Consider the following 25,530-nt stretch of genomic DNA (forward strand, 5'->3'; position numbering starts at 1 on the left):
CCAGCGCGCGTGTGCCTTCTATACCGGCTATTGCGAACGCTCGACCGCGAAAGTTGGTGAATCTTTGCCCTCACCGGCCTGGAGGAATTCCACCACGGCAGTAAGTAGCCGCTCGGCAACGATCCTGTTCATGGCGAATTGAACCGTGCCGGTATCGGTCTCCAGTTCGAGCAGTCCGATTAGTGGCTCGGCCGACAACAGCGTCGTGTCAGCCGCGAGCAGTTTGGTGAACCCGGTTTTGCTTGGCTTGCCCATTCGGGTAATTTAGCGCTCCGCAGTGAAGGCCGCCAGCGCGGTCAGCGAAAAGCCCGCTGCCGGAGCGTTGGCAGCGGGCCTTGATACAGGATAGCCGGTACTCAGGACTCTCATCACAACGGACTCCGGCCGGCGGGATAAACGGCAGATGCCTGTGCTCGGTTTCCGCACATCATCAGATGGTTAAATTCGTACATTGCAACGCTGCTTCTCCGGCGTCTCCACATGATTGGTGAATTGCAGATTCCGATCATCGCGGCCGGCGGCGCGGCACTCGTGGAGAGGCCCCGGAACTGGGCCAGTCGCCGGGGCCTCACACATGTACGCGGAACCTAACATGTCCGCTATGAGCGTGCGCTAATATCGTGAACAAATACTGAATCGCCCACGTAGGCTGGCCGGCGCGTTCGGGAGTCTCACTTGGGGGTGGTGGCAACCCTAGCGCGCTGCCTGAACTCGATTTACTGAGCGATGGGATTCGTCGATCGATGAGGTTTCCGACGCATCAGACCTGATATTCCTCACGCGGTCGTCAGCTTCGAGGTATGCCATGTCGATCAAATAGGTCAGCAATTCTTCGCCTGCGGCTTCGGTTTGCTGGCGGATTTCTCGCAACATTGAACAAGCGAACTGCAAATTTTCCAGTTTCACTGAATGATGCACTTGAGCCTCCGCGCCGCCGGGACGAATCGCAGTATTACTCCAAATCCACCCTGATCGGCCCTTTATGAGACCAATGCCGCTGGTTATGGGACCTTAGTCGCACGGCAGCCGGCCAGGATGCCGAACCTGCACAGTGATTAAGCCCCTGATGTCACCTCGGTCCCGAAAACCACTGGTTCTGCTTCATCATTGCCCTGTGTCTGCTTTCGGAACCGGCGGAACTGATGTGATGACCGGAAATTGGGGCGCATTCTTGATTTATCTCGTTTGTGCCTTAAATCGCGATGGCCCTTGAGGATGCTGCCGCTCTGAAGTCCCGACCGCCAACTTCAACTCTGGCTTGGCGGGCCTTTTAATTTGGCAGCCGTGTGGCAAACTGCGTCACAAGCGACGAGACCACCCGCGCCATCTAAGATAGAGAGGTATCTGACCGACAGGTCCTATTCCGGAACCGAACCTATCCACAGAAATATTTTGTTGGTATTTCTGTTGGTAGCAGCTGCGGTGGCCCTTCCCCTAAGCATTTGAAAATCAAAACGGTGCTTTCTCTGCTTGGATTCCGCCTCTGGGCACCATCACCATAAAGTTATGCGTCAGACCCCAAAGCTCTATTCGAACGAGTAGGTAAATCCTTCCGCGGACGCACCCACGATGACTTTCGTCATCTTCTTGCCCTCGAGCGAGCGATTGAGCACGCCGCGGCTGAGTTCCGGCAACAATGTGTTGGTGAGGATCGCATCGATCATACGCCCGCCCGACTCGATCTCGGTGCAGCGCGCCTTGACCAGGTCCATGACGCCGTCGCCGATCACCAGTTCGGCATCGTTGGTTGCCTTGAGGCGCTTGGCGATCTTGCCGAATTGATGCCGGGCGATCGCCTCGATCATCGCATCGGACAGCGGATAATAGGGGATGGTCACCACGCGGCCGAGGAAGGCGGCGGGAAATACTTTCAGCAACGGAGCGCGCAAGGCTGTGTCAAGATCGTCGATGCCGGTCCGCACCGTGCCGTTCTTGGTGCGGTCCATGATGACGTCGGACCCGACATTCGAAGTGAGCAGGATCAACGTGTTCTTGAAATCGATCCGGCGGCCTTCGCTGTCATCCATCATGCCCTTGTCGAAGACCTGGAAGAAGATCTCGTGCACGTCCGGATGCGCCTTCTCGACCTCGTCGAGAAGGATCACGGAGTATGGCTTCCTGCGCACCGCTTCGGTCAGGATGCCGCCCTTGCCGTAGCCGACATAGCCGGGCGGCGCGCCCTTCAGCGTCGAGACCGTGTGCGCTTCCTGGAACTCCGACATGTTGATCGAGATCAGGTTCTGCTCGCCGCCATAAAGCGTTTCGGCCAGGGCCAGCGCGGTCTCGGTCTTGCCGACGCCTGAGGGGCCGCAAAGCAGGAACACGCCGACCGGCTTTTCCGGCGCGCCGAGGCCGGCGCGGCTGGTCTGCACGCGCCTGGCGATCATTTCCATCGCGTGATCCTGGCCGACCACCCGCTCGGACAGCGTCGCGGCGAGCCTGAGCGCCTTCTCGGTCTGGCTGGACAGCATCCGTCCGGTCGGAATGCCGGTCCAGTCCTGCACCACGGCGGCGACAGCATTGCGGTCGACCGAGGGCAGGATCAGCGGCGTCTCGCCCTGCGCGGCCGCGAGTTCAGCCATCAGCTCGCGCAGCCGCGCCAGGTCGGCGGCGGCTTCATCCGCCGGCTCAGCAGAAGCCGCATCGGCCTTTGCGGGTTTGGATCCCTTGGCTTTCGAGGCCTTGATTTTCTTGATCTCGGCTGGCTTTTGCTCAGGCGCCTTTGCCGCGCCTTCTGCGCTCTCGGTCTCCGCGGCGGCGGCCTCTTCAGCCGCCGTCTCATCGAGCGGCACGCCCTCGCCGCGCAATTTTGCGCGCAGGTCGAGTATCTCGGCCACCAAAGCCTTTTCCCGGTCCCAGCGCGCCTGGGCGGTGGCCAAACTGGTCTCGGTTTCCGCCAACCCGGCGTCGACGCGTGCCTGCCGGTCGGCCACCTCGATGCCGATCGCCGCCTCGCGGCCGATGATGCCGTTCTCGACCTCCAGCGCCTGACGGCGGCGCAGGATATCCTCGACCTCGGCCGGCGTCGCATGTTGCGAAACCGCGACGCGGGCGCAGGCGGTGTCGAGCAGGCTGACCGCCTTGTCCGGCAATTGCCTGGCCGGGATATAGCGGTGCGAAAGCGAAACCGCCGCCTCGATCGCCTCATTCAGGATCTGCACCTTGTGATGCTGCTCCAGCACGCCGGCGACGCCGCGCAGCATCAGCACGGCCACCGCTTCCGACGGCTCGTCGATCTTGACCACCTGGAAGCGACGGGTCAGCGCCGGGTCCTTCTCGATGTGCTGCTTGTATTCGGCCCAGGTCGTGGCGGCGATCGTGCGAAGCTCGCCGCGCGCCAATGCCGGTTTCAAGAGATTGGCGGCATCGCCGGTCCCGGCCGCGCCGCCGGCGCCGATCAGCGTATGCGCCTCGTCGATGAACAGGATGATCGGCACCTCGGAGGCCTGAACCTCGTCGATGACCGCCTTCAGCCGCTTCTCGAACTCGCCCTTGACGCTGGCGCCCGCCTGCATCAGCCCAACATCGAGCATGCGCACGCTGACATTCTGCAAGGTCGGCGGCACGTCGCCCTGGGCGATGCGCAGCGCAAAGCCCTCGACCACCGCGGTCTTGCCGACGCCCGCCTCGCCGGTCAGGATCGGGTTGTTTTGCCGGCGTCGCATCAGGATGTCGACGATCTGCCTTATTTCCGGATCGCGGCCGACGACCGGATCGATCTTGCCGTCGCGGGCGCGCTGGGTCAGGTCGGTGGCATATTTGGCAAGCGCCGAATCCCCGCCCGGACCACGCTTCATCGGCGTCTCGGCAGCGGCTGCGGCGGGCGGCGAGCCGGCTTCGAGCGAGCCTTCGGTGACATCGGCGAAGCGGGAAATGACACCATCCGCGTCGATCTTATCGAACTCGGCGCTGATCTTGGACACCAGGCCTTCGAGCGCCGGCGTCTTCAGGCAGGCAAGCAGGATATGAGCGCTGCGCACCTCTTCCACGCCGAACTCCAGCGTCGCCAGGTTCCAGCCTTCCTGGATGGCGTGGAAGATGTGGTCGGAGAATTCCTCCACCGAGGTGGCGCCGTAGGGCAGCTTGTCGATGGCGCGGGTCATGTCGGCCGTCAGCCGGCTGACATCCAGTCCGGCGTCGGCCACGATCATCTGCACATCCGAGCGCTCGGACAGCACCAGTTGCTGGATGAAATGGGCGAGCTCGACATAAGGATTGCCGCGCAGCTTGGCCGTGTCGGCCGCAGCCTTGAAGGCGCGCACCCCCGTGGCGTTGAGCTTGGCGACCAGTTCCTTACGCTTGAAGCTCTGCGATGACCGGCGCTGTTCCATTGAACCTGCTCCCCCGCAACCTGCCGACCCTACCCTGCCATATAAGCGGCTGCTTGACAAAGCCGCGTGACGGATAAGGCGTTTTGAATCTATCCGGGCGGCACCGCCCGGTTACACAAGCCTTGCAAACTCGTTGCAACAAACACTGGATTGCGGTCCGAGCTATGCGAGCCATTTCACATACCGGGTCCGACAATCGCGCAATGGGTTTCGCCGCAAGAGGCGGTCGCGTTTAGCTTCCGTTAGTTTTTGCGCAGATGCTCAATTGTCGTCGCGTGAGGCCAGTGATAACGTTACGTCACATGGGGTCTCAGGGCCGCTGGCTGGGGGTAGGTGTGATTGATCTCGCACTCTGGCTGAATCCTCTGAACGGTGCGAATCCGTCGGGTGAGGACTTGCGCAACGACCCGGCTTTCCATGAGCTGGAGCGCCTGGCCGAAGCCCAGCTCAAGGTCGTCCACGATGGCGGCAACAAGACCTCGCAAGCCACTGTCCCGGTAGACTGGCCGGCCGTTCTGGAAAAGGCGGAGGAATTGCGGCTTCGCGGCCGCGACTTGCGTCTGCTGGTTCTCGTCACGCGCGGCCTTGCCAATGAAGAAGGGCTGGCCGGCCTCGCCCAGGGGCTGACGCTCATTGCGCGGACCTTCGAACAGTACTGGGACACGATGCACCCGTCGCTGCGCACCGGCGCGCCGCGCGAAGCCGCCTTGCGCCGCATCAACGCGCTGCTCGATCTGCAGAACGGCCAGGAAGGCTTGCTGGCGAACCTCAGGCAGGTGGTCTTCTTCTCGCCGCGCGCGATCGGGCCGATCAGCGGCCGGGACCTGGAACAGGCGGCGCTCGACGAGCGCGTCATGCTCCAGGAAGCGGCCTCCGGCCTGGGAACCGCCGAAAAGGCGGCGCTAACGAGTGCTCACAACCAGCTGTTGAACCGGGTGCGCACCGGCTGCGCGGCGCAAATCGATCAGGCAGCGGACGCGATGACGTCGCTGCAGGCCGACGCGCGTGCCGCGATCGCCGCCCTCGAGGCCGTCGACGCCGCGCTCAACGCCCGCATCGAAGGCAATGGCGCCACCGTCCCGGAATTGAAGAAGTTCCTGCAGCGTTTGTTGACGACGCTGGAACGGAATTCCGGCGCGGGCGCCGTGGCAAACGGCGCCGCGAAGCCCGCTCCGCAGGCAGCGGAACCAGCAATGCCCGCCCGAAACGGTCATGCAGGCGAAGCGAGGGGAGCCGAGACTATGGCAGGTGTGGCAAGCTCTGTGGAAGCGGGCGCCGGCCTGCCGGACCGGATCAACTCGCGCGACGAAGTCGTCAAATGCCTCGACCTTGTCGTCGCCTTCTACGACCGCACCGAACCGTCAAGCCCCATCCCGCATCTCGCCCGGCGCGTGCGCCGGATGGTGCACATGGATTTCGTGGAACTGATGGAAGATCTAGCCCCGTCGGGGCTGAAGGAGTTCCGGCTGCTTGCCGGTGTCCCCGATCCCAAGAAGCCGGCCCAGAAGGATGAAAGGTAGAAAAGCATGCCAGCAGAGAGCAAAGCCAAGGTCATCGAAAGAAACCGCGCGCCGCGCGTGCAGATCGCCTACGACGTTGAAACCTACGGCAGCCCGACGACGATCGAACTGCCGTTCGTCATGGCCGTGATGGCCGACCTTTCCGGCGCTTCACAGACCAAGGAAGCGTCGAAGTCGGTCCTCGACCGCAATTTCGTCGAAACCGACGCCAACCGCTTCCCGAAATTCATGGAAGCGATGGGACCGCGCGTGAAGGCGCGGGTGAAGAACACCCTGCCGCAGGTCGAAGGCCAGGAGCGGGACGAAGAGCTGGCGATCGATCTCACCTTTTCCAAGATGGGCGATTTCGCTCCGGACAAGGTTGCCGAGCAGGTCCCGCAACTGGCCGAGATCCTGAAGATGCGCCGTCAGCTCGAGGAGCTGCTCGGCTTCATGGACGGCCGCGTCGACGCCGAAAAGCGCATTGCGCAACTTCTGAACAACGAGCCGCTGCTGAGCAAGATCGCCAGCCAGGCGATGGATGACGGCAAGGGCGAGGAGTAAGTCATGGCCGAACAGCAAAAGACAGCCGCCGCCACCGCCGAGGCGGAAGCCATCGATCTCGGTGAATTCAGCGGACTTCTCGAAAAGGACTTCAAGGTCAAGAAGGACGACAGCGAGAAGCTGCAGCAACTGGTGCGCAACCTGGCGCTTGCCGCACAATCGCGCTCCGAGACCACGACCATCTCGTCCAACGCGATCAAGTCGATCAAGTCGCTGATCGCCGGCATCGACAAGATGCTGACGACGCAGGTCAACGAGATCCTGCATGCCCCGGAAGTGCGCGAGATGGAAGGCACCTGGCGCGGCCTCTGGTACCTGATCAACAACACCGAGACCGACACCAAGCTGAAAATCCGGGTGATGAACATCTCCAAGGAACAGCTGGCCGACACGCTCGAAGACTATGAAGGCCAGATGTGGGACCAGAGCCCGGTCTTCAAGAAGGTCTACACGGACGAGTATTCGATGCTGGGCGGCGAGCCGATCGGCTGCATCATCGGCGCCTACGAGTTCTCCAACCATCCGCGCGACGTCGGCCTGCTGCGCAATATTTCGGGCGTCTGCGCCTCGGCGCACACGCCGTTCATCGCGGCCGCCTCGCCACGGCTGTTCCGCATGGACAGCTGGCAGGAACTACCGAACCCGCAAGACCTGCAGATGATCGTGAACAACCCGGCCTATGCCTCATGGCAGTCGCTGCGCGAAAGCGAGGACGCCCGCTATATCGGCCTCACCATGCCGCGGGTGCTGGCGCGCCTGCCCTACGGCTCGGAGACCGTTCCGGTGAAGGGGTTCACCTTCGAGGAAGAGGTGGGCGGCGACCACAACAAATATGTCTGGATGAACGCCGCCTTCCCGATGGGTGTGAACATCAACCGCAGCCACAAGCTCTACGGCTGGGGCACCCAGATCCGTGGCGTCGAAAACGGCGGCACGGTGCTCAACCTGCCGGTGCACGCTTTCCCGACCGACGACGGGTCGATCGCGATGAAATGTCCGACCGAGGTCGCCATCGACGACCGGCGCGAGGCGGAATTGGCCAAGCTCGGCCTGATGCCGATCCTGCATCGCAAGAACACCGACCTTGCGGCCTTCATCGGCGCGCATTCGCTGCAGGATGACGAGACGCGCGCCGGGCGTCTGGTCGACCCCGATGCCCAGTCGAACGAACGGCTGAGCGCCAACCTGCCCTACCTCTTCCCGGTCTCGCGCTTCGCGCACTACCTCAAGGCGATCGCGCGCGACAAGATCGGCTCGTTCAAGGAACGCACCGATATGGAGACCTGGTTGACCGAGTGGATCAACCGGTACGTGCTGGCCAATCCGGCCTTTGCCGACGACAAGGCGCGCGCCAAGCGCCCGCTTGCCGCGGCGGAGGTCCAAGTCGACAGCGTCGAAGGCCGGCCCGGTTACTACAATGCCCGTTTCTATCTGCGTCCCCACTACCAGTTGGAAGGCATCAACGCCTCGCTCCGGCTGGTGTCGGAACTGCCGTCAGTGAAGGGCTGAAATCATAAGCAAAGTCATCTTGTTGCGTTTGAAAGCGGTGGAGAAAGACAATGCCAGACAGAACCGATGCGCCTTCGATGAAGATCGACGGTTTCCTGAAAGTCCCGGATATCAAGGGCCCGAGCAAGCGCGACGGCCATGAAGACGAAATCGAGATCCATGGCGTCGATTACAAAATGATCGCGCCCTACGACCCGAATTCGCTCTCGCGGCGCGGCCGCGTATCGATGGGTATGATCAAATTTTCCAAGCACTACGACAAGTCGTCGCCCTACCTGAAGAAAGCGTTGTTCGAGAACAAGGCGCTCGACGAAGTCGTGTTTTCGGCTCGCCGCACCATTGATGGCGAGACCAGCGACTATCTGGTCGTGACGCTTACCGACGCCTCGATCATGGAATACGACATGCGGCAGGCCGCCGACGAGGCGGACCTGATCGAGGAAGAGGTCAGCTTCGCCTACAAGAAGATCAAGTTCGTCTACGACAAGGACGACGAGATCGAAATGGACGTCTATGTCGGCAAGTGAGGCCAAGCGGCCTGGCGCGAAAGCGCAGCTTGCCGGCAGTTCCCGGGCAAAGCGCGAGGCGGTCCAGCCCTCTCTCTGGGACCGCCTCGTCAACGACCTGCCCGGGCTGACGTCGGAGATCGACGGGCTGCGCCGTCTGCTGGAAGAAGAACTCGGCGCCGAGCGCGTCGAGGCTCTTCTTGCCGGCAGCGCGCGCGTCATCGATGCCGATGCCGAACTTACGTCCGAGCAGAAAAGACGACTGCATAGGCTGGTCTTCCAGACCGACCATCGCACCGAAATCGAAAGCCGCGGCGTGGTGGTGTCGGCGCGCGTGCTCAGGGAAGCCGTCCGGCGCGACATCGAGGCCCTGTTCAACACCGAACGCTTCGAGTCCGTACCGATGCTTTCCGATGCCGAGCACGAACAGCCCCTGGACGAACTGCCGCCGCTGGCCGACTTTCCGGAGGTGCGCCGCAGCGTGATCAATTATGGCGTGCCGTCCTTTTCGGGCCGCTCGTCGCGGGATTTCGACCGCGATACTCTGGCGCGCGAGATCCGCGCGGTGCTCGCCACCTTCGAGCCGCGCCTGAAGGAGAGCGCCACGACCGTCAACGTCACGCTCGGCGACAAAAGCGTCGGCCTCAAGATCGAGATCGACGCGGTGCTGATCATGACGCCGACGCCGGAACGCATGCGGCTGCGCACCACGATCAATCTCGACAACGGCCTGGCGCGAACCGAATTCCGGGAGACCTGAGATGGATCGGGTCTTCGTGGAGTATTACGAAGAGGAACTGACCCATATCCGGGCGCTTGCCGCGGAATTCGCCGACATGCATCCGGCGGTCGCCCGCAACCTTTCCCTCGACACGGTCCCCTGCCCCGACCCTTATGTCGAACGGCTGCTCGACGGCGTGGCCTTTCTCGCCGCGCGCACGCGGCTCAAGGTCGACGCGGAGCGCTCGCGCTTCTCGCGCGCCGTGCTCGACGTGCTTTATCCGGACCTGGTGACGCCGGCGCCGGCGACAGCGATGGCCGTGCTGAAACCCGGCCAGCAGGTGCAGTCGATGATCGCCGGCCACGCCGTCCCGCGCGGCACGCGGCTGGTTTCCGGCCTACATCCAGGGCTCTCGACGCGCTCGACCTTCACCACCGCGCAAGAAGTCACGCTGTGGCCGATCGCGATTACCTCGGTCAGCTATTTCCAGGATCGCAGCGCGCTGGCGGCGGCCGGTATCGCGCCGCTCGGCGGCGTGCGCGGCGAGGCGGCGTTCCGCATCGCGCTTGCCCGAACCGGAAAAGGCAAGCTCAGCGAATTGTCGCTCGACCGTCTCGATCTCTATTTCGCCGGGCGCACCAAGGCGCCGCTGCTGTTCGACACGATCTTCGGCGCCTGCTCGGCCGTCGGCGCGCGGGCAGAAGGCAAGACCAATCCGCTCACGGCGCTGCCCGAGCCCGAAATGATCGGCATAAGCGACGATGAAGCGCTGATGCCGCGCACGCGCCCGACCTTCGAGGGATACCGGCTGCTGCGCGAATATTTCATGATCCCCGAGCGCTTCCACTATGTGCGGGTCGCCGGCCTGCAGCCGGTGATGCGCAAGTGCGACGGGGGAATAGAGATCATCTTCCTGTTCCGGCGTCCGGCGCCGGAGCTCGCCGATGTGACGGCCGCCGATTTCGAGCTGTTCGTAACGCCGATCATCAATCTCTTCGAACGCGAGTGCAACGTCATCGAGATCGATCCGCGCCGGACGCGCCAGGTGCTGCACGCCGACCGCACGCGGGCGCGCGATTTCGAGATTTTCCGGGTCACCAGGGTGGAAGACGCCGACGCGGAAGGCAACGAGGCGATAATTCCAGAGTTGTTCAGCCTGGGGCAGAACCGCGGTAGCGGCTGGGTCTATTCGACCGAGCGGCGTCCCCGTCGGGCGACGGAAGACGAGCGACGCGACGGCCTGACCCGCACCTCCTATACAGGCGACGATGTGTTCCTGGCCGTCTCGCGACCAGCCGACAGCCAGCCCAATCGGCCGCTGAAGCGGCTCGACATCATCGCGCTCTGCACCAATCGCGACCTGCCGATCCTGGACGACACGCCGGCGCTGACGCTGGAGACCGCCGATCCGGTGGAAGCGGTACGGTTGCTCGGCGCATTGCGGCCGCCGCAGCCGGCGATCCCGGCGGCGCTGCCGGCGGGCGCCGAGGGTGAATCCCGCGCTGACAATCTCGCCTGGCGACTGGTGGCGCAGCTCTCGCTCAATTTCCTCAGCCTTGCCAAGGAAGGCCGCGGCGTCGATCCGCTGCATGCATTGCTCGACCTCTACGCCGATCGCGGCGATCCGAGCCTTGCCCGCAATGTGCATTCGATCACCCGCATCGACTCGCGACCGGTGATCGAGCGGCTCAAGATCGACGGGCCGATGTGCTTCGGGCGCGGCACCGAGGTGACGCTGCATGTCGACCAGTCGGTGCTGGCGGGCCAAAGCACGCTGCTGCTTTCGGCCCTGCTTGCGCGGCTGTTTGCCCGCCATGCCGGGATAAACGGTTTCGTGCGGACGCGCACGCGGTTGCTGCAGAAGCAGGAGGATGTGCCATGGCCGATGACGCCCGGCAATCGCTACCTGATCTAGCGCGGCCTGCCTCGAACGAAGGCGAGCCGCTGTCGGAGAGCTTCGACTTCTTCGAGCTGCTGCGCCGCCTGGAGCAGCGGCGCGGACTGTTCGGCCATTCGGGCCAGGCCGACCGCGAGCCGGCAAGGCTCGGCCAACATGTGCGCCTGAGCTTCTCGGCGAGGGACGTGGTCAAATTCCAGGATGCCAAGGACAAGGCTCCAGCGCGAGTAACCGTCGCCAATCTCGGCCTGCTCGGGCCGGAAGGACCGATGCCGCTGCATCTGACGCGCTGGGTGCTCGACCGGCTGTCCCAGCGCTGGTTCACGGGCGCCGACGCCGAGCAGACCAGCGACACGACGTTCGTCGACTTCGTCAACATCCTGCAGCATCGCCTGATCGCGCTCTACTACCGTGCCTGGGCAGACGCGCATCCGGCGGTGCAGGTCGAACGTTCGGTCGGCGGACGCGTCCGCGCCATGCTTGAAGCGATGGCCGGGATCGGTCTTCCCGGCACACAGGATCCCGAGCTCGACACGGTGCGGCTGCGCCAGGCCGGATCGCTGGCCAACCAGGTGGACGGCGCGGAGCGGCTGACGCTGTTCCTCGCCACGGCCTTCAAGGTGCCGGTTGAGATCAAGGAATTCGTCGCCGCCTGGATCACCATCCCGAAAGCGCTGCAGAGCCGCGTCGGCAAGGCCTATGCGACGCTCGGCAGCGGGGCGACGATCGGCCCGCGCGTCTTCAGCCGGCAAAGCAGGATCGAATTGCGCGTCGGACCGCTCGGCCTTGACGACTTCAAGTCGTTCCTTCCCGGAGAACGGCGCCTCGCCCTGTTCAAGAAGGCGGTGCGCGACATGATCGGGGAAGCGCTCGACGTCGACCTGCGCCTCGTGCTGGCGCGCGACGCCGTGCCCTCGCCGCGTATGGGAACCATCCAGCTCGGCCGAACCTCCTGGCTTTCACGCCCCGCCGAAAAGGGGGACGCTGACGATCTCAGATTGCACACTGTCGTCGGCTGGCGGCCGGAAATGGCGGAGGCAGCCGCATGAGCTTGCTGCTGACGCTGGAACAGGGCCCGCGCTCGCAGGCGGTCAGGCAGACCCGGCTGGACGAGGGCGAGCTGGTGATCGGCCGCAGCGCCGATGCCGGCTGGCAGATCGACGATCCGGACATGTTCGTCTCGCGGGCGCACTGCAAGATCAGCGGCGGCCGGGATGGTTACTTCGTCACCGACACGTCGAGCAGCGGATTGTTCATCGACGATTCCGAGAGCCCCCTGGGGACCGGCAGGTCGACGCGGCTGCAAAGCGGCATGCGGCTACGCCTGGGCGACTACGTGCTCCATGTCGAGGTCCAGCCAAGCGCTGGCCACACCTCGGTCGGTCAGGCGCCGATCGCCAACCATTCGACGCCGGCATGGTCATCGCCACAATCGCGGACGCCACCCAGCATCGGCGGCGACGACTTCTTCTCGGCCAAGGCCGAGGAAGAGCCGCAGCGGCCGCGCCCGGCCGGACTGCCGAACCCGTTCGAACAGCCTGTGCCTGGGGCTTATGATCGCGCTTCGAGCCAGCGCAGCTCGCCGGCCTTCGACGACCCGTTCAGCCTCGATCCGGTGGCAACGCCTGCCTCGAACGAAGAGCCGGCCGCAGGCCGATCGGATCCGTTCGGCTTCGGCGAGATGCCATCGCGCAGCGATGCGGCCGAGCCCGCGCCGAAACCGCCCAGCTCCGATGACGATTTCAGCTTCGGGCCAGCCGCGACGCCCGCTTCCGCCAACGGCACCGATCCAGCTGGTCGTGCCGAGCGCCCCGCCGAAAAGCCGCAGGCCGCTCGTCCATGGGAGATACCGGTGCAGGTGGCCGATCCTCCTGCTCCGCCGCCGCGCGCTGCTCCGGTGCCCAAGCCATCGCGTCCGACGCAACCAGCGCCCAGCGACATGGCGTTGCGCGCCGCGTTCCTGCGTGGCATGGGCGTCGAGGAGGCCGATTTGCCCGGGCGCGACGCGATCTCCGAAATGGAAAAGTTCGGACGGGAATACAGGCTGATGCTCGACGGCCTGATGCAGCTCCTGCGCAAGCGCGCGGAGGAAAAGGGAAGCGCGCGCGTCGCCCAGACGATGGTCGGCGCTTCCGAGGTCAACCCGCTCAAATTCCTGCCGACGGTCGAGGATGTCATCGTCACCATCATCGCGGAACGCAGTCCTGGCTTTCTCTCAGGCGAGGCGGCGATCGGCGACGCGGTGAAGGACCTTGCGCAGCATCACGTGCGCGCCTGGCGCGGCGTGCAGGCCGCTCTGCGGCGCATGATCGACCGTTTCGATCCGGCGGCGATCGAGGAAGAACTCAAAGCCAATTCCGCAATCGGCAACCTGCTCGCCGGCGGGCGCAATGCCAAGCTGTGGGAGCTCTACCAGAAACGCCATCGCGACATCGCCCAGAGCGCGGAATCGAGCTTCCTGGGCGAGATCGGCGCAGACTTCAGGGACGCATACGAAGAGGAGTAGGGACATGATCGATAGACGTGAATTCATCGTTGCCATCGGCGCGACCGGGCTGCTTGCGGCTTGCCAGAGCGGCCCGCCGAAACCATCGGTTATCTCGGTCAACGTGACCGGCGGCGCTGGCATGAATCCGGGACCGGGCGGCGGCGACCGGCCGGTGACAGTGCTGGTGATGCGGCTTGCCAGCACCGGCAAGTTCAATTCGGCCGATTATTTCGCGCTGCAGGGCGATGCCGGCTCGGCGCTCGGCGCCGACCTCATCGGCTCGGACGCGATCTCGGTCGCGCCGGGCAAGACCGCGGCAAAGACCATCACCGTCGAGCCTAACGCGACGGCGCTCGGTTTCGTGGCGCTGATCCGCGAACCCGGCGGACGCAACTGGCGCACGACCAAGTCGGTATCGCCGGGGTCGAAATTCACCATCAACGTCAGTCTCGGCAAAGGCGGCATTTCCGCCTAGAGCGGTTCGCCGTTTCCAGGAAACGGCGAACCGCTCTATCTCATTGTTTTTACGCAATTCCGGACGGAAAACCGTTTCACACTTTTCCTGGAATTGCTTAGCGGCGCGACGACAAGGCGGCAGGACAGTGCAGAGAGTAACGGCATGAGCGACGCAAACAGGGTGCTTTGGTCAGAGGGCCTGTTTCTCAGGACCCAGCACTTCCAGCAGCAGGATCGGTTCTTCGAGGGCATGGTGCGCGGCGCGCTGCAGGCCGGCCAGCTCCATACGTTCGGTTTCCAGCAGCTGACGCTCGACCAGTCGCTGCTCGATACCGGCCAGGTCTCGATCGTGTCCGCCCGGGGCATCTTCCCGGACGGCACGCCCTTCTCCATCCCGGAGCTGATGGACGCGCCGAAGCCGTTGCCGGTGACGGCCGACACCGGCGCCGGGCCGGTGCTGGTCGCGCTGCCGCTCGAACCGCCCGGCGGCGTCGGTTTCGATCCGGCGCATGCGCAATCGACAGGCGCGCGCTATCACGGCAAGATCGTCTCCGTGCGCGACGCCGTGCAGAGCGGCGCCGACCCGGAAGACATCGAAATCGCCCGGCCGCAAGCGGTATTGCTTGCGCCCGGCAAATCGGTCGGCGGCTATACCACCTTGCCGATCGCCGACATCAAAGGTCTGCGCGCCGACGGCGGCATTTCGCTCGAGGAGACTTTCCTGCCGCCGACGCTGATCACCGGCGCGGTCCACTGGTACCGGCAATTGCTGCAGGAGGTCGTCACCGGCCTCGACCAGATCGCCGAGGCGCATGGCAAGATGGTGATGGGCGGCGCCGGCCGCAGCGTCGAAGATCTTTTGATGCTGCACCTCGCCAATGCCGCTCGCCCGCGGCTTGCGCATATGCTGGCGCAGGATGTCTTCCATCCGGCCGAGCTCTATCTCGAACTTGCCGGCCTCGCCGGCGAGATGGCCACCTACGGCTCGAGCTCGCGGCGGCTCGGCGAACTGCCGGCCTACGACCACATGGCGCCCGGCCCTGCCTATATGGCGCTGGCCGACGCCTTGCGTTCGCTGATCCTCAGCCTGCGCTACATCGAGCCGAAATCGCGCGCGCTGCCGGTGATGCGTCACGCCACCAATGTCTGGAAGGTGCGCATCGACAACCCGAAGCTCCTGGTCGCCAGCCGCATCGTCATTCGCGTCGGATCGGAATTGTCGGAAGACGCGCTGCGCAAGATCTTCGTCAACCAGGCGACCGTCGGCTCAGCCGACCAGTTCGAAGGGCTGTGGAAGTCGCGCCTGCCCGGCATTCCGCTGAAACCGCTCCATTCGCAGCCGCGCGAAATCCCCTATGACGGCGACCGGCTGTGCCTGGAGCTTGACCAGAAGAGCGAGCATTGGGCCTCGCTGCTCGACGCCCCCGGCTTCGTCATCGGCGTTTCCGGTGTGCTGCCGAGCGAGCCGCAGGTCGACTGCTATTCGGTGAACAGGTGAGGCCATGAGCCGGGATGATCCTTTCGGACTGTCGGAGGATCGCGAGCGCACACGCATCCGGCTGACGGGCGCCGCGCCCCGGCCGATGGCGCCGCTGGCGCCGGGCGCGCCGGTCAAACGGGCGCGTGCCCATCCCAACACGCTCATCAACATCTTCGCGCCGCTGCTCGAATTCGCGCCGGAGCTCGAAAGCGCGCTGGCGCCGGAGAACCCCGAAGTGATGCGCACGCGCCTGCTCGACGAGCTGGTGCGGGCCCGCGATGCCGCTATTGCCGCGGGTTCATCACTAGAGCGCGCCGACCAGGCGGCCTGGGCGGTGGCGGCGCTGCTCGACGACCTCGCACTCAACACGCCTTGGGGCGGCGCCAGCGCCTGGCCGCGCCAGCCGCTGGTGGTCATGTTGCGCGGCGATGTCGACGCCGGCACCCAGTTCTTCACCCGCCTAGACGAGCTGGAGCGCCATCCGAACCGCGACCGCGAGATGCTGGAGCTGCAATATTACTGCCTGGCGCTCGGTTTCCGCGGCAAGTATCGGGTGCCGGGTCGCGCGGGCGACCGGTCGCTCAACGCCGTGCGTGTCGCAGCCGCGCGGTTCCTGCGCAACGCCGATGCCGAGGACGCGCCGCTGTCGCCGAACTGGAAAGGCGTGATCGCCTCCGACGAGCCGCAGCGCTTCATCGTGCCGATCTGGGTGATGGCGCTTGCCGCGATGGTCGTCGCCGCCGCTGCCTATATCGGCCTGTCGATGGGCTTGAGCAGCCAGGCGGTCGAGCTCTCCGCGCTGGTACGCACCCTGCCGCCGGCCTCGCGCGGCGACGTCACCCGCGCCGCGCCCAAGCAGGATGCGCCCGAACTCGAAGCGCCGCAGCCGGTCGATTTCGCCCTGCTGCCCGAGTTCAAGGCCGAAGCGCCGGACAATCTCAAGGGGGCGCTCAGCGGCACCGAGAGCGTCTCACTGGCCAAGCTTGTCGTTCAGTCCTCCAACCCCGAGCTGTTCCAATCATCACGGCCGACGCTGACCCAAGGCTATGAGCCGCTGATCGCAGCGATCGCCAAGGTGATCCTGGACAACAAGGAGCTGATCGGAAAAATCACCGTTGTTGGCCATACCGACAATGTGCGCCTGCAAAGGTCCAACCCGCTTGCCAGCAACCAGCGTCTTTCGGAAGCGCGCGCCGAAACCATAGCCAAGCTTCTGGTGCAAGCAGGCGTGCCGCAGGAGAGTATCTCTTCCGAAGGCCGCGCCGAAACCGATCCGGCGGCCGACAACTCGACGCGCGAGGGCCGCGCGCTCAACCGGCGCGTCGAGGTTCTGGTCGAGAAGAGGCTCTGAGATGTTCATCCTGCGCTTCCTCTGGGCCGTCATCACCTCGCGATTCCTGTGGACGCTGATCGGCATCGCGCTGCTTTCGCTGTTGATCTGGGTGTTTGGCCCGATCGTGCAGGTCGGCCCTTACGCACCGTTCGAATCCGACAATGTCCGCATCGCCATGATCGCCGGGCTGGTGATCCTGTGGCTGATCTGGCTGATCATCGCGCAGCGCCGCGCGATCCGCGCCAACCGCATGTTCGTCGCCGAGATAGCGGCACCCGTGGCCGAAAAGCAGCTCACCCCCGGCGAAGAGAGCGTCGCGGCGGTCGGCGCCAAGTTCGGCGAGGTGATGGCGGAACTGAAGCGGCGCAAGCTCGGCGGCAGAAAATTCCTGCGCGAGATGCCCTGGTATGTCATCGTCGGTCCGCCGGCCACCGGCAAGACCACCGCATTGCGCCAGTCCGGCCTCAATTTCCCGATCGACCTCACCGATGATCTGCAGGGCGTCGGCGGCACGCGCAATTGCGACTGGTTCTTCTCCGAGAATGCGGTGCTGATCGACACGGCGGGCCGCTACGTCCAGCAGGAAAGCCAGCCGGACGTCGACGCGGCGGAATGGCTGGGCTTCCTCGACCTTCTGAAGAAGCACCGGGGCCGGCGTGCGCTCAACGGTGTCATCGTCGCGCTGTCGATCGATGCGCTCTCGGAAGGAGACGAGGCGATCAAGGCGCATGGGCGCAAGATCCGCCGCCGGCTGGCGGAGCTGAACGACCGGCTCGAAATCCGCCTGCCCGTCTACCTGATGCTGACCAAGGCCGACCTGATCAAAGGCTTCGAAGCCTTCTTCGGCGGCTTGTCGACGACGGCGCGCGAGCAGGTGTGGGGCACGACTTTTCCGCTCGACTCCCGTGTCAACGCCGGCACGATCCAGACGGAACTTGCCAGGCTTGGCTCCGAGCTGGAGCGGCGGCTGGTGCCGCGGCTCGAGGACGAGGACAAGCTCGGCCAGCGTGCCGAAATCTTCCGTTTCCCGGCGCAGCTCGCCAGCCTCTCCGAGCCGATCCAGGTGCTGGTCGAGGCGATGTTCGGCGAGAGCCGCTATGAGGAGGCAGCCTGGCTGCGCGGCCTCTATCTGACGTCGGCGACGCAGGAAGGCGCGCCGATCGACCGGCTGACCGCGGCGTTGTCATCCTCCTTCGGATTGCCGCCGCGCCGCGCCATGCCGGCGGCGCGCGTTGAGAAGCGCAGCTTCTTCCTCAGGAACCTTCTCACCGACGTGATCTTCAAGGAGGCCGGCCTCGGCACGTTCGATCCGCTGGCGCAGCGTCGCCGCGCCTGGATCTGGCGCGGAGCGGCCGCAGCCTGCGCGCTCGCGGCCCTGCTCGCCGGCGGACTTTTCACGTGGTCCTATCTCGACAACCGCGATGCGATCACCGAACAGGCCGGCCAGTTCGAAGCGCTGCAGCAGCCTTTGACCGACGTCGCCGCCATGCCGGCCGCGGTCGAGCAGCCGACGATGGACGGCGCGCTGGCGGCGATGGATGCTGTGGCGGCGGCGCGCACCGCGCCCCCAGACGCGGTCCACAACCTGCTCGGCCCGACCGCCTCGGCCGAGCTGGTGCGCGCGCAGACCGACACCTATGATCATGCGCTGCGCAATGTGCTCGAGCCGCACATGGTCGCGCTGCTCGAAGCGACGATGTGGCGGCAGATCCGCGATCCGGATTTCATGCTCGGCGCGCTGAAGACCTACCGCATGATGACCGGCCTGTCGCAGATGGACACCGATTTCGTGCAGAACTGGTGGGTGAACAGCCTGCCGCAATTCGCGCCGGCAGCGCCCTTCCCGACCGCTGACGCCGAAGAGCATCAGCTCGCCGCGATCCGCCGCATGGCGGTCGACGACAGCTACATCGCGCCGGACAAGGAGCTGGTCGCCGAGGCGCTGAAGACGGTATGCACGATCTCGCTGCCGGAGCGCGCCTACAAGCAGCTTCTGGCCGACCCGGAAGTGGCAGCCGCGAAGGAATGGGTGCCGGCCAATTTCGCCGGACCGAACGGCGCCAAGGTATTCGCGCGCCGCTCGGACAAGACATTGCGTGTCGGCGTTCCAGGCCCCTACACCTATGCCGGCTTCCATGATGCGATCCTCGATCGGATCGAGGATGTCGCGGGACAGGCGGCGCTCGACCGGGCGGTGTTTGCCGGCGGCTGCTCGGAGAATTCGGAGACGTCGGTCTCGGCGCTGTCGGAAGACATCCTGAAGCTCTATTACGACGATTATATCGCGCAATGGGATAGCTTCCTGCGCGACATGCGGCTGGCGCCGCTGACCGACCTCAACGTCGCCAGCGAGAACCTCAAGGACCTGTCGAGCGCCGACTCCGCGCTGAAGCGCTTGTTGACCGCGGTGGTGCAGGAGACCGACCTGACCCGCTCCGACGAGGCACCTGCCGACGACAAGAATGGCGGCGCCGCCAAGACCGGGTCGAAGCTCTTGAGCAAGCTCGGCAAACTCGGCAAGGTGGTGACCACGGGCGCCAAGCTCCTGCCGCGCGCCGGCTCCGCCAATCAGGTGGACATGACCGGCAGCCTGGTGGCCGAACATTTCAAGCCGCTCAAAGGCACGATCGCCCAGGTCGACGGCCAGCCGCCGGCGCTCGACGCCGCCGTGGTGGCGCTGACGGCGCTGTCCAATGTGCTGCAGACGGTGACAGCCAACCCCAACCCGCAGGATGCGATCAAGAAGCAGGGCGGCCTCGCTGAACTGACAGGCGCGGTCGCCAGGCAGGCGCAGATCCTGCCTTCGCCGATCAACGACTGGCTGGGCGGCATTGCCGGCGACACCAGCGGCCTGTCGCAGAAGGCCGTCACCAACGAGCTCAACGCTATCTGGCGGGCGGACATACTGCCCTTCTGCCAGGCAGCGCTCAACAACCGCTATCCGTTCAGCCCGGAAAGCGCGGTCGACGTCAATGTGCGCGACTTCCAACGCCTTTTCGGTCCGACCGGCCTGATCGACGCCTTCACCAACGACCATCTGATCAACTATGTCGACACCGCCAGCGAGCCGTGGAAATGGCGCGCCGATTTCGGCCTCGACCCGGCGGCGCTGGCAGCGTTCGAACAGGCGCGGCATATCCGCGACGACCTGTTTCCCGGCGGCACCGGCCCGGTGATGAACTTCACGCTGGAGCCGAAGGACCTGTCGCCCAACGTGGCGCGGGTGACGCTCAACCTCGATGGCCAGAGCCTCGCCTACTACAACAACGCGACCAGGCCGCAGCCGATGACATGGCCCGGCAAGGACGGCACCGGCGTGATCTCGCTGGCCTTCCAGCCGGTCGACGGCTCGCCCGAAGTGATGCTCAACGAGACCGGCAGCTGGGCGTGGCTGAGAATGCTGCGCGGCGGCCGCTTCAACGCGACCAAGCTCACCGACGTCTACAGCCTGCGACTCGGCACGAAGGGGATGTGGGCCGATTTCGAGCTCAAGGCGGCCAGCGTCGAGAACCCGTACACACTCGAAATGTTCAAGAAGTTCACATGTCCGCCGCAGATCTGATCGCACCCGGCTTCTACGGCAAGATGCCCGCCACCGGCGATTTCGTCACGCGCCGACTGCCGGCGGATTTCGTGCGCGTGTGGGACCGCTGGCTGGCGCAGAACATCGTGCCGCTGTTTGGGATGGAAACCTGGCCCCAGAGCATGGCGCTGCGTTTCCTGGCTGGCCCCGCCTTCTTCGGCGCCTCAATGGGCGTCATTGTACAGAGCGCCGACCGGGTCGGCCGGCTGTTTCCGTTGAGCGTCGTCGTGCTGCTCCCCGTAGCACCGCTGAAGTTGGCCTACGCGGACGTGTGGTTCGAAGGCATTGAAACCGCCGCCTTCGCCGCGCAGCGGGGCGAGCTGACGCCGGACGAGCTGGAAGCGGCGCTGGGCGGACTGTCGGTTTCGCTTGTCGGTGGCGAAAGCGATGTCATCGACGATCTCGTGGCGTGGACAGCGCACTCCGATATTTTCGACGTCGATGCGCAGGCGCCGCAGCCGACGCTGGAGCAGATCTTTGCCGCGAGTTGGGAGACCAGCTGATGCAGGTGAAATTGAGCACAGAGGATGTTTTCCAAAGCTGGTTCTTTTGAAGGTGGTTGAGGCCCGTTGGTTGCCTAGGGACGCGTTGTCAAAATGTGGATACTGTCCAACGATACGCCGTTCGCTGCCCAGGAGAGTTGGACGCGTGACGAGCGCGGCCACGAGGTGTGGCTGATCGCGATCAAGGCGTCGTTCGAGATCGATCCGGACGGCAAACAGCGACTCTTGAAGGACCAGACGCCTGTGAACCTGGCGCCCGTCTATGGCTCGGATCCCAACGAGCTTCTCGACGAGACCGACCTTAACCTCGAGAAGAGGCACACAGATATTCTGATCGAAGGGCACATCTACACACCCGATGGCCGCCCAAACGTCGAAAGCGTGGCGCGCATCAAGGTCGGCGATGTCGACAAGAGCGTAAAAGCGGTGGGCAACCGCGTGTTCATGCCCGGCCCGGTATCCGTGCGATTGGGCCGGTCTGAACCATTTACGAAAATGCCGATCAGCTGGCGCCGCACCTACGGCGGCACGGATATGGAAGCATCGAAGCCGGACTGGGACCAGCGCAATCCTGTAGGCACAGGATTTGCCGTCGACCCGCAGCGCCTGATCGGCAAAAGCGGACCGAATTTCGAATATCCCGACGCTCCCTATCGCGATCACAGAAGCGGCAGGCCGGCCGGCTTCGGCGCGGTGGCACGGCATTGGCAGCCGCGCATAAAATATGCCGGCACCTATGGCGAGGAGTGGGAAAAAAACCGCGATCCGCTTTTACCCCGCGATTTCGACCGCATGTACTTCCAGTGCGCGCCCGAGGATCAGCAAACCCAGACCCCCCTGATCGGTTATGAGGCCGTCCGATTGGGCAACTTCACGGAGGAGGGCTTCTGGCAGTTCCTGCTGCCGCGCATCACCTTCGATATGAACACTGAGTTCTACAACCGGCCTGATCGCAAAAACGGCGAAGCGATCATTCACACGCTTCGCATCAAGCCCGACCTCAGGCAGTTCTCGATCACGTGGATGTCGACGCTGCCGGTGCCGTTCGACGAGGAGCGCCTTAAGCAGACGACGCTGAGCATCCGCGAGCGCACCGGTATTTCTCCAACGATCGCGGCGACGGGTGTTTGGCTGGCGGACGAAGAAGACGAATGATGGCGAAAGGGGACACGATCGTCGTTGTCGGCGTAGGAGCGCGCACACCGCTGGGGTTTGACGCGGCCTCCAGCGCTGCGGCGGTGCGTGCCGGAATCTCGGCCATCCAGGACCATCCTTATATGATCGACCGGTACGGCGAGCGGATGAAGGTGACACGCGATACCGGTGTCGACGTCGATCTGCGCGGGGCCGACCGGATAGTCGAGATCGCGCAATCGGCGGCCTTGGACGCGTTGCGGCCTTTCCTGAAATCGGGCGCCACCCTGCCGGTGACGCTCGTGCTGTCCACTGGTGAACCCCGGCCAGGGCAGCCGGAAGGGTTCGCCGCGCAGGTCGATACGCGTCTTCGCCAACGCCTGGCGCAGCATGTCGTCCTGGCGGGCGGCGGCTCGACGGCGGGCGGTCATGCCGGCGGCCTACTCGCGATCTATCACGCATGTAAATCGTTGCGGGACGGCCGAGCCAAGCTTTGCCTTGTCGGCGGCGTCGACAGCTATCTTGAACCGGAAACGCTGGAATGGCTGGACGAGAACGAGCAGCTTCATTCGGAGACGACCACTTACGGTTTCTGCCCAGGCGAAGCGGCCGGGTTTGCGTTGCTGACAACGCATGCGGCAGCGCGCGCTCACGGACTTGTCCCGTTGCTGGAAATCGTCGGCGCTTCGATCGCCAGCGAGGAAAATAGGATCAAAACCGAAACCGTCGTGCTGGGAGAGGGCCTGGGCGCGGCTTTCCGCTCGCTTTTCCAGGATGCGCCGATCGACAAAGTCGATCGCATCATCTGTGACATGAACGGCGAGCGCTATCGCGGCAACGAGTATGGATTCGCCGTCATCCGCAATCCTGGGCGCTTCAAGGATGCCGCCGATTTCGAGACACCCGCCGATTGCTGGGGCGATGTCGGCGCGGCATCGGGGGCCTTGTTCATCAGCCTGGTCACGGAAGCAGACGCGCGCGGCTATCAGGCCGGCCCGCTGTCGCTGATCTGGGCAAGCTCCGAGAACGGCGCTCGAGCAGCCGTATTGCTCGGCGGACCGAGAAGGGTCGGCTGATGCCCACTCATATCGTCGTCAACAATCTTGGCTTGACCTACAAAGGCACGATCGGCCTGTCGATCGCGACTATCCCCGACGTCTGCAAGACCCCCAGCCCCGGCGGTCCTATTCCCTTGCCTTACCCCAACATCGCCAACCAGAGCACGCTAAAGGACGGCACCACGACGGTTCTGGCCAAGGGGGGCAAGATGATCGCCATCAAGGGCTCGCAATACGCGATGAGTTCAGGCGATGAGCCGGGCACGGTCGGAGGCGTCAAGTCGAACGTCTTCAAGAAGGCGACCGACTGGATCACCTATTCGTTCGACGTCAAGATGGACGGCGGCAACACCTGCCGCCACACCGACAAAAAATTCCACAACGACAAGAATACCGTGAACCTTGCAGGAGATGTCGATCCGCTTAAGGCAACCGATTGCTTTATGCTCAACATCCGATGCGACAAGAAGATGAAGAAGCGGGGAAAAAAGAAATGGACCGCCTGCATGTGCAAACAGCTTTGCGCCAAGGTGGCATCTCTTGACCGCGCCAGGCTGAATCGCGGTGTAAACACGCCGAAGGGCAAATCCCTTCGAAGGGTCGATTACAGCCAGTCGGATTATGATTCCTACAAGGCGGTATATACCGAACGCTTCGCCGCGCGCGCCGCCGACAAGAAGAACAAGATGGAGAGCCAATTCGCGCATCCATGCGCGGCTAAGGAATGGAACGACATGAACCCCAGGCCGTCAAACCCGACAGAAGGCGGGTCAAACGCGCCCTTCAATGCCGATCACCTGCATGACGCAGCGCTCGGCGGCCCACTCGCCAGCATGCGCAACTTCAAGATGCTCAATACACGGGTGAACACCACGATCGGCGCCGCCATGGGCCGATACAACCGCGACAACTCGGGCGATCACGATGGCTTACCAATCCGCGCGCATCCGAGCTGCCAGTGTCCGGATGGTCCTCCGGATTCATGATTGCCTGCAAGGAGAAAATCCATGTCCAGTGACGAGACTGTGCTTTCGCTTGTAAAACAGATTGCCGATCGAGCCATCGAGCATCGATCTTTTTTCAGGATAAAGAGAGAGCCGGTATTCAGGCCGGGAGCGAACGAGCAGAGCATCGAGAAGCTGAAAAAGCTCTGGCGCCATCCTCTTCCGGATGATTATCTGAATCTGCTCCGCAGGCACGATGGCATCGACAATCTGGATGCACCCAACGTCTTCTTGTTATCGACCAAATACATCCTCGATAACCTAGAAATGGACGAGATCTTTGTCGATGCGGAGATGTTCAGAGATGGTGAGATCTTCATCTTCGCTCAGGCCGACAGCGATGCTCACTCCGTTGCCTTCAGGGCAAGCAGGAAAGGGAAAATCGATGTCGTGGACTTCGATTCCGGTGGCATCCGCAAGGAGCATCAGGATTTCGTAGCCTATCTGGAATCGCGGAGAGCCGAACTCGAGAAAGATATTGCACGCCACAAGGCGGACCGGAAAGGTCTAACGCGATGAGTTCCACCCGTCGGCCGTCGGATACTTTCCTCAAGGTCGAAACTCGTTTCGACGAGAATATCCCGCGGTGGGAACTCAAACTTGTTTTCGTTCTCTATTTCGATCGTCCCGTCGAAATCATTTATATCAGCCGCATCTACGACCTGTACATGTCGCGCTTCGGCAAGAGGATGCGCAGATATCTGGCGACCTGGTCGGATTCATTCATCGAGGAATTCGACGAAACGGTGCATCGCAGGTTTCTCGATGAATATCTGCCGGATTTGTACCGGACATTGGAATGGGGGTACGCCTTCGATGATGGCAATCTGCTCGGTGCCTTTCTGTTCGTCTTCCACAGCTACAAACCCGTGAGTGAGCCAAACAAGTCGAGCTTCTGCCGCTTCGAGTTCCCACATGACTATGATCAGGCCGACCTTCAGGCGTTTGTGTCGGACGTTGCGGCTCTGGCGCCATTCACCAGCGGCACCTGTGGCTTTGTACTTCAGCCGTGGCCCGACGATGTCGACGCATTCGACCACATGTATGCGGTATGCCGAAGATATTGGGGCGTGGAAGCATGGAACCAGGATGTGACCGTCAATTGGCTCGGCAACCGTTTCAAATGCATATCCTGGCTTACCCTCTTGGGCGCTTCGGTGCTGGAGGAGTTCCCTGAAGTTCAATCGGCGGCACGCCGTGCCGCTCACGCCCACAGGCAGATTCCGACAGGCGCGATATACCAAACCCGACCCAGTCCAGCACTCATCGACCTCAACCGGCGCGAGGACTTTCAACCGGAAGCCAGGCTCGCCAAGGCACTTCTTCCGGCGCAAATCGTGGCGCACGGCTCCTTTGGCGGAAACCGGTGGACCGAGGACAACTCAGTTCAGTGGCTGCACAGATTTACGTCTAGCTAGCGCAGCTTTTCATCGGAAGGGCGGCGGTTCGCCTTATAGCAATTTC

At 63.7% G+C, this 25,530-nt stretch carries 21 protein-coding genes; 18 read left to right on the forward strand and 3 right to left on the reverse strand.

Annotated features, from left to right (window positions below; translation table 11 throughout):
- Positions 1 to 27: 27 nt before the first annotated feature.
- The 3 genes from AC0L2L_RS23525 to tssH form a co-directional block, all read right to left on the reverse strand.
- Positions 28 to 255, reverse strand: a complete 228-nt coding sequence (locus AC0L2L_RS23525) for a hypothetical protein (protein ID WP_473581563.1) — start codon at positions 253 to 255, stop codon at positions 28 to 30.
- A gap of 438 nt (positions 256 to 693) precedes the next feature.
- Positions 694 to 918, reverse strand: a complete 225-nt coding sequence (locus AC0L2L_RS23530; RefSeq protein ID WP_473581565.1) for a hypothetical protein — start codon at positions 916 to 918, stop codon at positions 694 to 696.
- Positions 919 to 1,526: 608 nt separating this feature from the next.
- Positions 1,527 to 4,331: a type VI secretion system ATPase TssH gene (gene tssH, locus AC0L2L_RS23535; RefSeq protein ID WP_473581567.1), complete on the reverse strand. Its 2,805-nt coding sequence runs from the start codon at positions 4,329 to 4,331 to the stop codon at positions 1,527 to 1,529.
- A gap of 335 nt (positions 4,332 to 4,666) precedes the next feature.
- Here tssH and tssA point away from each other — a divergent pair, with 335 nt between their 5' ends.
- From tssA to AC0L2L_RS23625, 18 genes are all read left to right on the forward strand, one after another.
- Positions 4,667 to 5,851 carry a type VI secretion system protein TssA gene (tssA, locus tag AC0L2L_RS23540; protein ID WP_473581742.1) on the forward strand — a complete coding sequence of 395 codons (1,185 nt, stop codon included), beginning with the start codon at positions 4,667 to 4,669 and terminating at the stop codon, positions 5,849 to 5,851.
- Positions 5,852 to 5,857: 6 nt separating this feature from the next.
- Positions 5,858 to 6,394: a type VI secretion system contractile sheath small subunit gene (gene tssB / locus AC0L2L_RS23545; RefSeq protein ID WP_027168499.1), complete on the forward strand. Its 537-nt coding sequence runs from the start codon at positions 5,858 to 5,860 to the stop codon at positions 6,392 to 6,394.
- A gap of 3 nt (positions 6,395 to 6,397) precedes the next feature.
- Positions 6,398 to 7,903, forward strand: coding sequence for a type VI secretion system contractile sheath large subunit (tssC, locus tag AC0L2L_RS23550; protein WP_027168498.1), 1,506 nt, complete (start codon positions 6,398 to 6,400; stop codon positions 7,901 to 7,903).
- Between the two features lie 77 nt (positions 7,904 to 7,980).
- Positions 7,981 to 8,430, forward strand: a complete 450-nt coding sequence (locus AC0L2L_RS23555; protein WP_027168497.1) for an Hcp family type VI secretion system effector — start codon at positions 7,981 to 7,983, stop codon at positions 8,428 to 8,430.
- Positions 8,417 to 9,169: a type VI secretion system baseplate subunit TssE gene (gene tssE, locus AC0L2L_RS23560; RefSeq protein WP_027168496.1), complete on the forward strand. Its 753-nt coding sequence runs from the start codon at positions 8,417 to 8,419 to the stop codon at positions 9,167 to 9,169. The genes AC0L2L_RS23555 and tssE overlap by 14 nt, the downstream gene beginning before the upstream one ends.
- Before the next feature lies 1 nt (position 9,170).
- A complete protein-coding gene (gene tssF, locus AC0L2L_RS23565; protein ID WP_473581570.1) occupies positions 9,171 to 11,045 on the forward strand; it encodes a type VI secretion system baseplate subunit TssF in 1,875 nt (624 codons plus the stop codon).
- On the forward strand, positions 11,009 to 12,076 hold the full coding sequence (tssG, locus tag AC0L2L_RS23570) for a type VI secretion system baseplate subunit TssG (RefSeq protein ID WP_473581572.1): 1,068 nt from the start codon (positions 11,009 to 11,011) through the stop codon (positions 12,074 to 12,076). Before tssF ends, tssG begins: the two co-directional genes overlap by 37 nt.
- Positions 12,073 to 13,533 carry a type VI secretion system-associated FHA domain protein TagH gene (gene tagH, locus AC0L2L_RS23575; protein ID WP_473581574.1) on the forward strand — a complete coding sequence of 487 codons (1,461 nt, stop codon included), beginning with the start codon at positions 12,073 to 12,075 and terminating at the stop codon, positions 13,531 to 13,533. The genes tssG and tagH overlap by 4 nt, the downstream gene beginning before the upstream one ends.
- Positions 13,534 to 13,537: 4 nt before the next feature.
- Positions 13,538 to 13,990, forward strand: coding sequence for a type VI secretion system lipoprotein TssJ (gene tssJ / locus AC0L2L_RS23580; protein ID WP_095765815.1), 453 nt, complete (start codon positions 13,538 to 13,540; stop codon positions 13,988 to 13,990).
- Between the two features lie 144 nt (positions 13,991 to 14,134).
- Positions 14,135 to 15,469 (forward strand): type VI secretion system baseplate subunit TssK, encoded by a 1,335-nt coding sequence (tssK, locus tag AC0L2L_RS23585; protein WP_473581576.1) that lies wholly within the window; start codon positions 14,135 to 14,137, stop codon positions 15,467 to 15,469.
- A 4-nt stretch (positions 15,470 to 15,473) separates the two neighbouring features.
- The gene (gene icmH / locus AC0L2L_RS23590; protein WP_473581578.1) at positions 15,474 to 16,802 is read left to right on the forward strand and encodes a type IVB secretion system protein IcmH/DotU; all 1,329 of its coding nucleotides are present in this window, start codon (positions 15,474 to 15,476) and stop codon (positions 16,800 to 16,802) included.
- A gap of 1 nt (position 16,803) precedes the next feature.
- Positions 16,804 to 20,346, forward strand: a complete 3,543-nt coding sequence (gene tssM, locus AC0L2L_RS23595; protein WP_473581580.1) for a type VI secretion system membrane subunit TssM — start codon at positions 16,804 to 16,806, stop codon at positions 20,344 to 20,346.
- Positions 20,328 to 20,870 carry a type VI secretion system-associated protein TagF gene (gene tagF, locus AC0L2L_RS23600; protein ID WP_473581581.1) on the forward strand — a complete coding sequence of 181 codons (543 nt, stop codon included), beginning with the start codon at positions 20,328 to 20,330 and terminating at the stop codon, positions 20,868 to 20,870. Before tssM ends, tagF begins: the two co-directional genes overlap by 19 nt.
- Before the next feature lie 93 nt (positions 20,871 to 20,963).
- Positions 20,964 to 22,025 (forward strand): DUF2169 family type VI secretion system accessory protein, encoded by a 1,062-nt coding sequence (locus AC0L2L_RS23605; protein ID WP_051334053.1) that lies wholly within the window; start codon positions 20,964 to 20,966, stop codon positions 22,023 to 22,025.
- Positions 22,022 to 23,080 carry a beta-ketoacyl synthase N-terminal-like domain-containing protein gene (locus tag AC0L2L_RS23610; protein ID WP_473581582.1) on the forward strand — a complete coding sequence of 353 codons (1,059 nt, stop codon included), beginning with the start codon at positions 22,022 to 22,024 and terminating at the stop codon, positions 23,078 to 23,080. Before AC0L2L_RS23605 ends, AC0L2L_RS23610 begins: the two co-directional genes overlap by 4 nt.
- Entirely contained in the window at positions 23,080 to 24,048 is a 969-nt protein-coding gene (locus AC0L2L_RS23615; protein ID WP_084508242.1) for a DUF4150 domain-containing protein, read from the forward strand. The genes AC0L2L_RS23610 and AC0L2L_RS23615 overlap by 1 nt, the downstream gene beginning before the upstream one ends.
- 21 nt (positions 24,049 to 24,069) lie before the next feature.
- Entirely contained in the window at positions 24,070 to 24,585 is a 516-nt protein-coding gene (locus tag AC0L2L_RS23620; RefSeq protein ID WP_473581583.1) for an SMI1/KNR4 family protein, read from the forward strand.
- On the forward strand, positions 24,582 to 25,484 hold the full coding sequence (locus AC0L2L_RS23625) for a type VI immunity family protein (protein WP_473581584.1): 903 nt from the start codon (positions 24,582 to 24,584) through the stop codon (positions 25,482 to 25,484). Before AC0L2L_RS23620 ends, AC0L2L_RS23625 begins: the two co-directional genes overlap by 4 nt.
- The last annotated feature ends 46 nt before the right edge of the window (positions 25,485 to 25,530 follow it).

The sequence above is a fragment of the Mesorhizobium sp. WSM4832 genome, assembly GCF_055811115.1.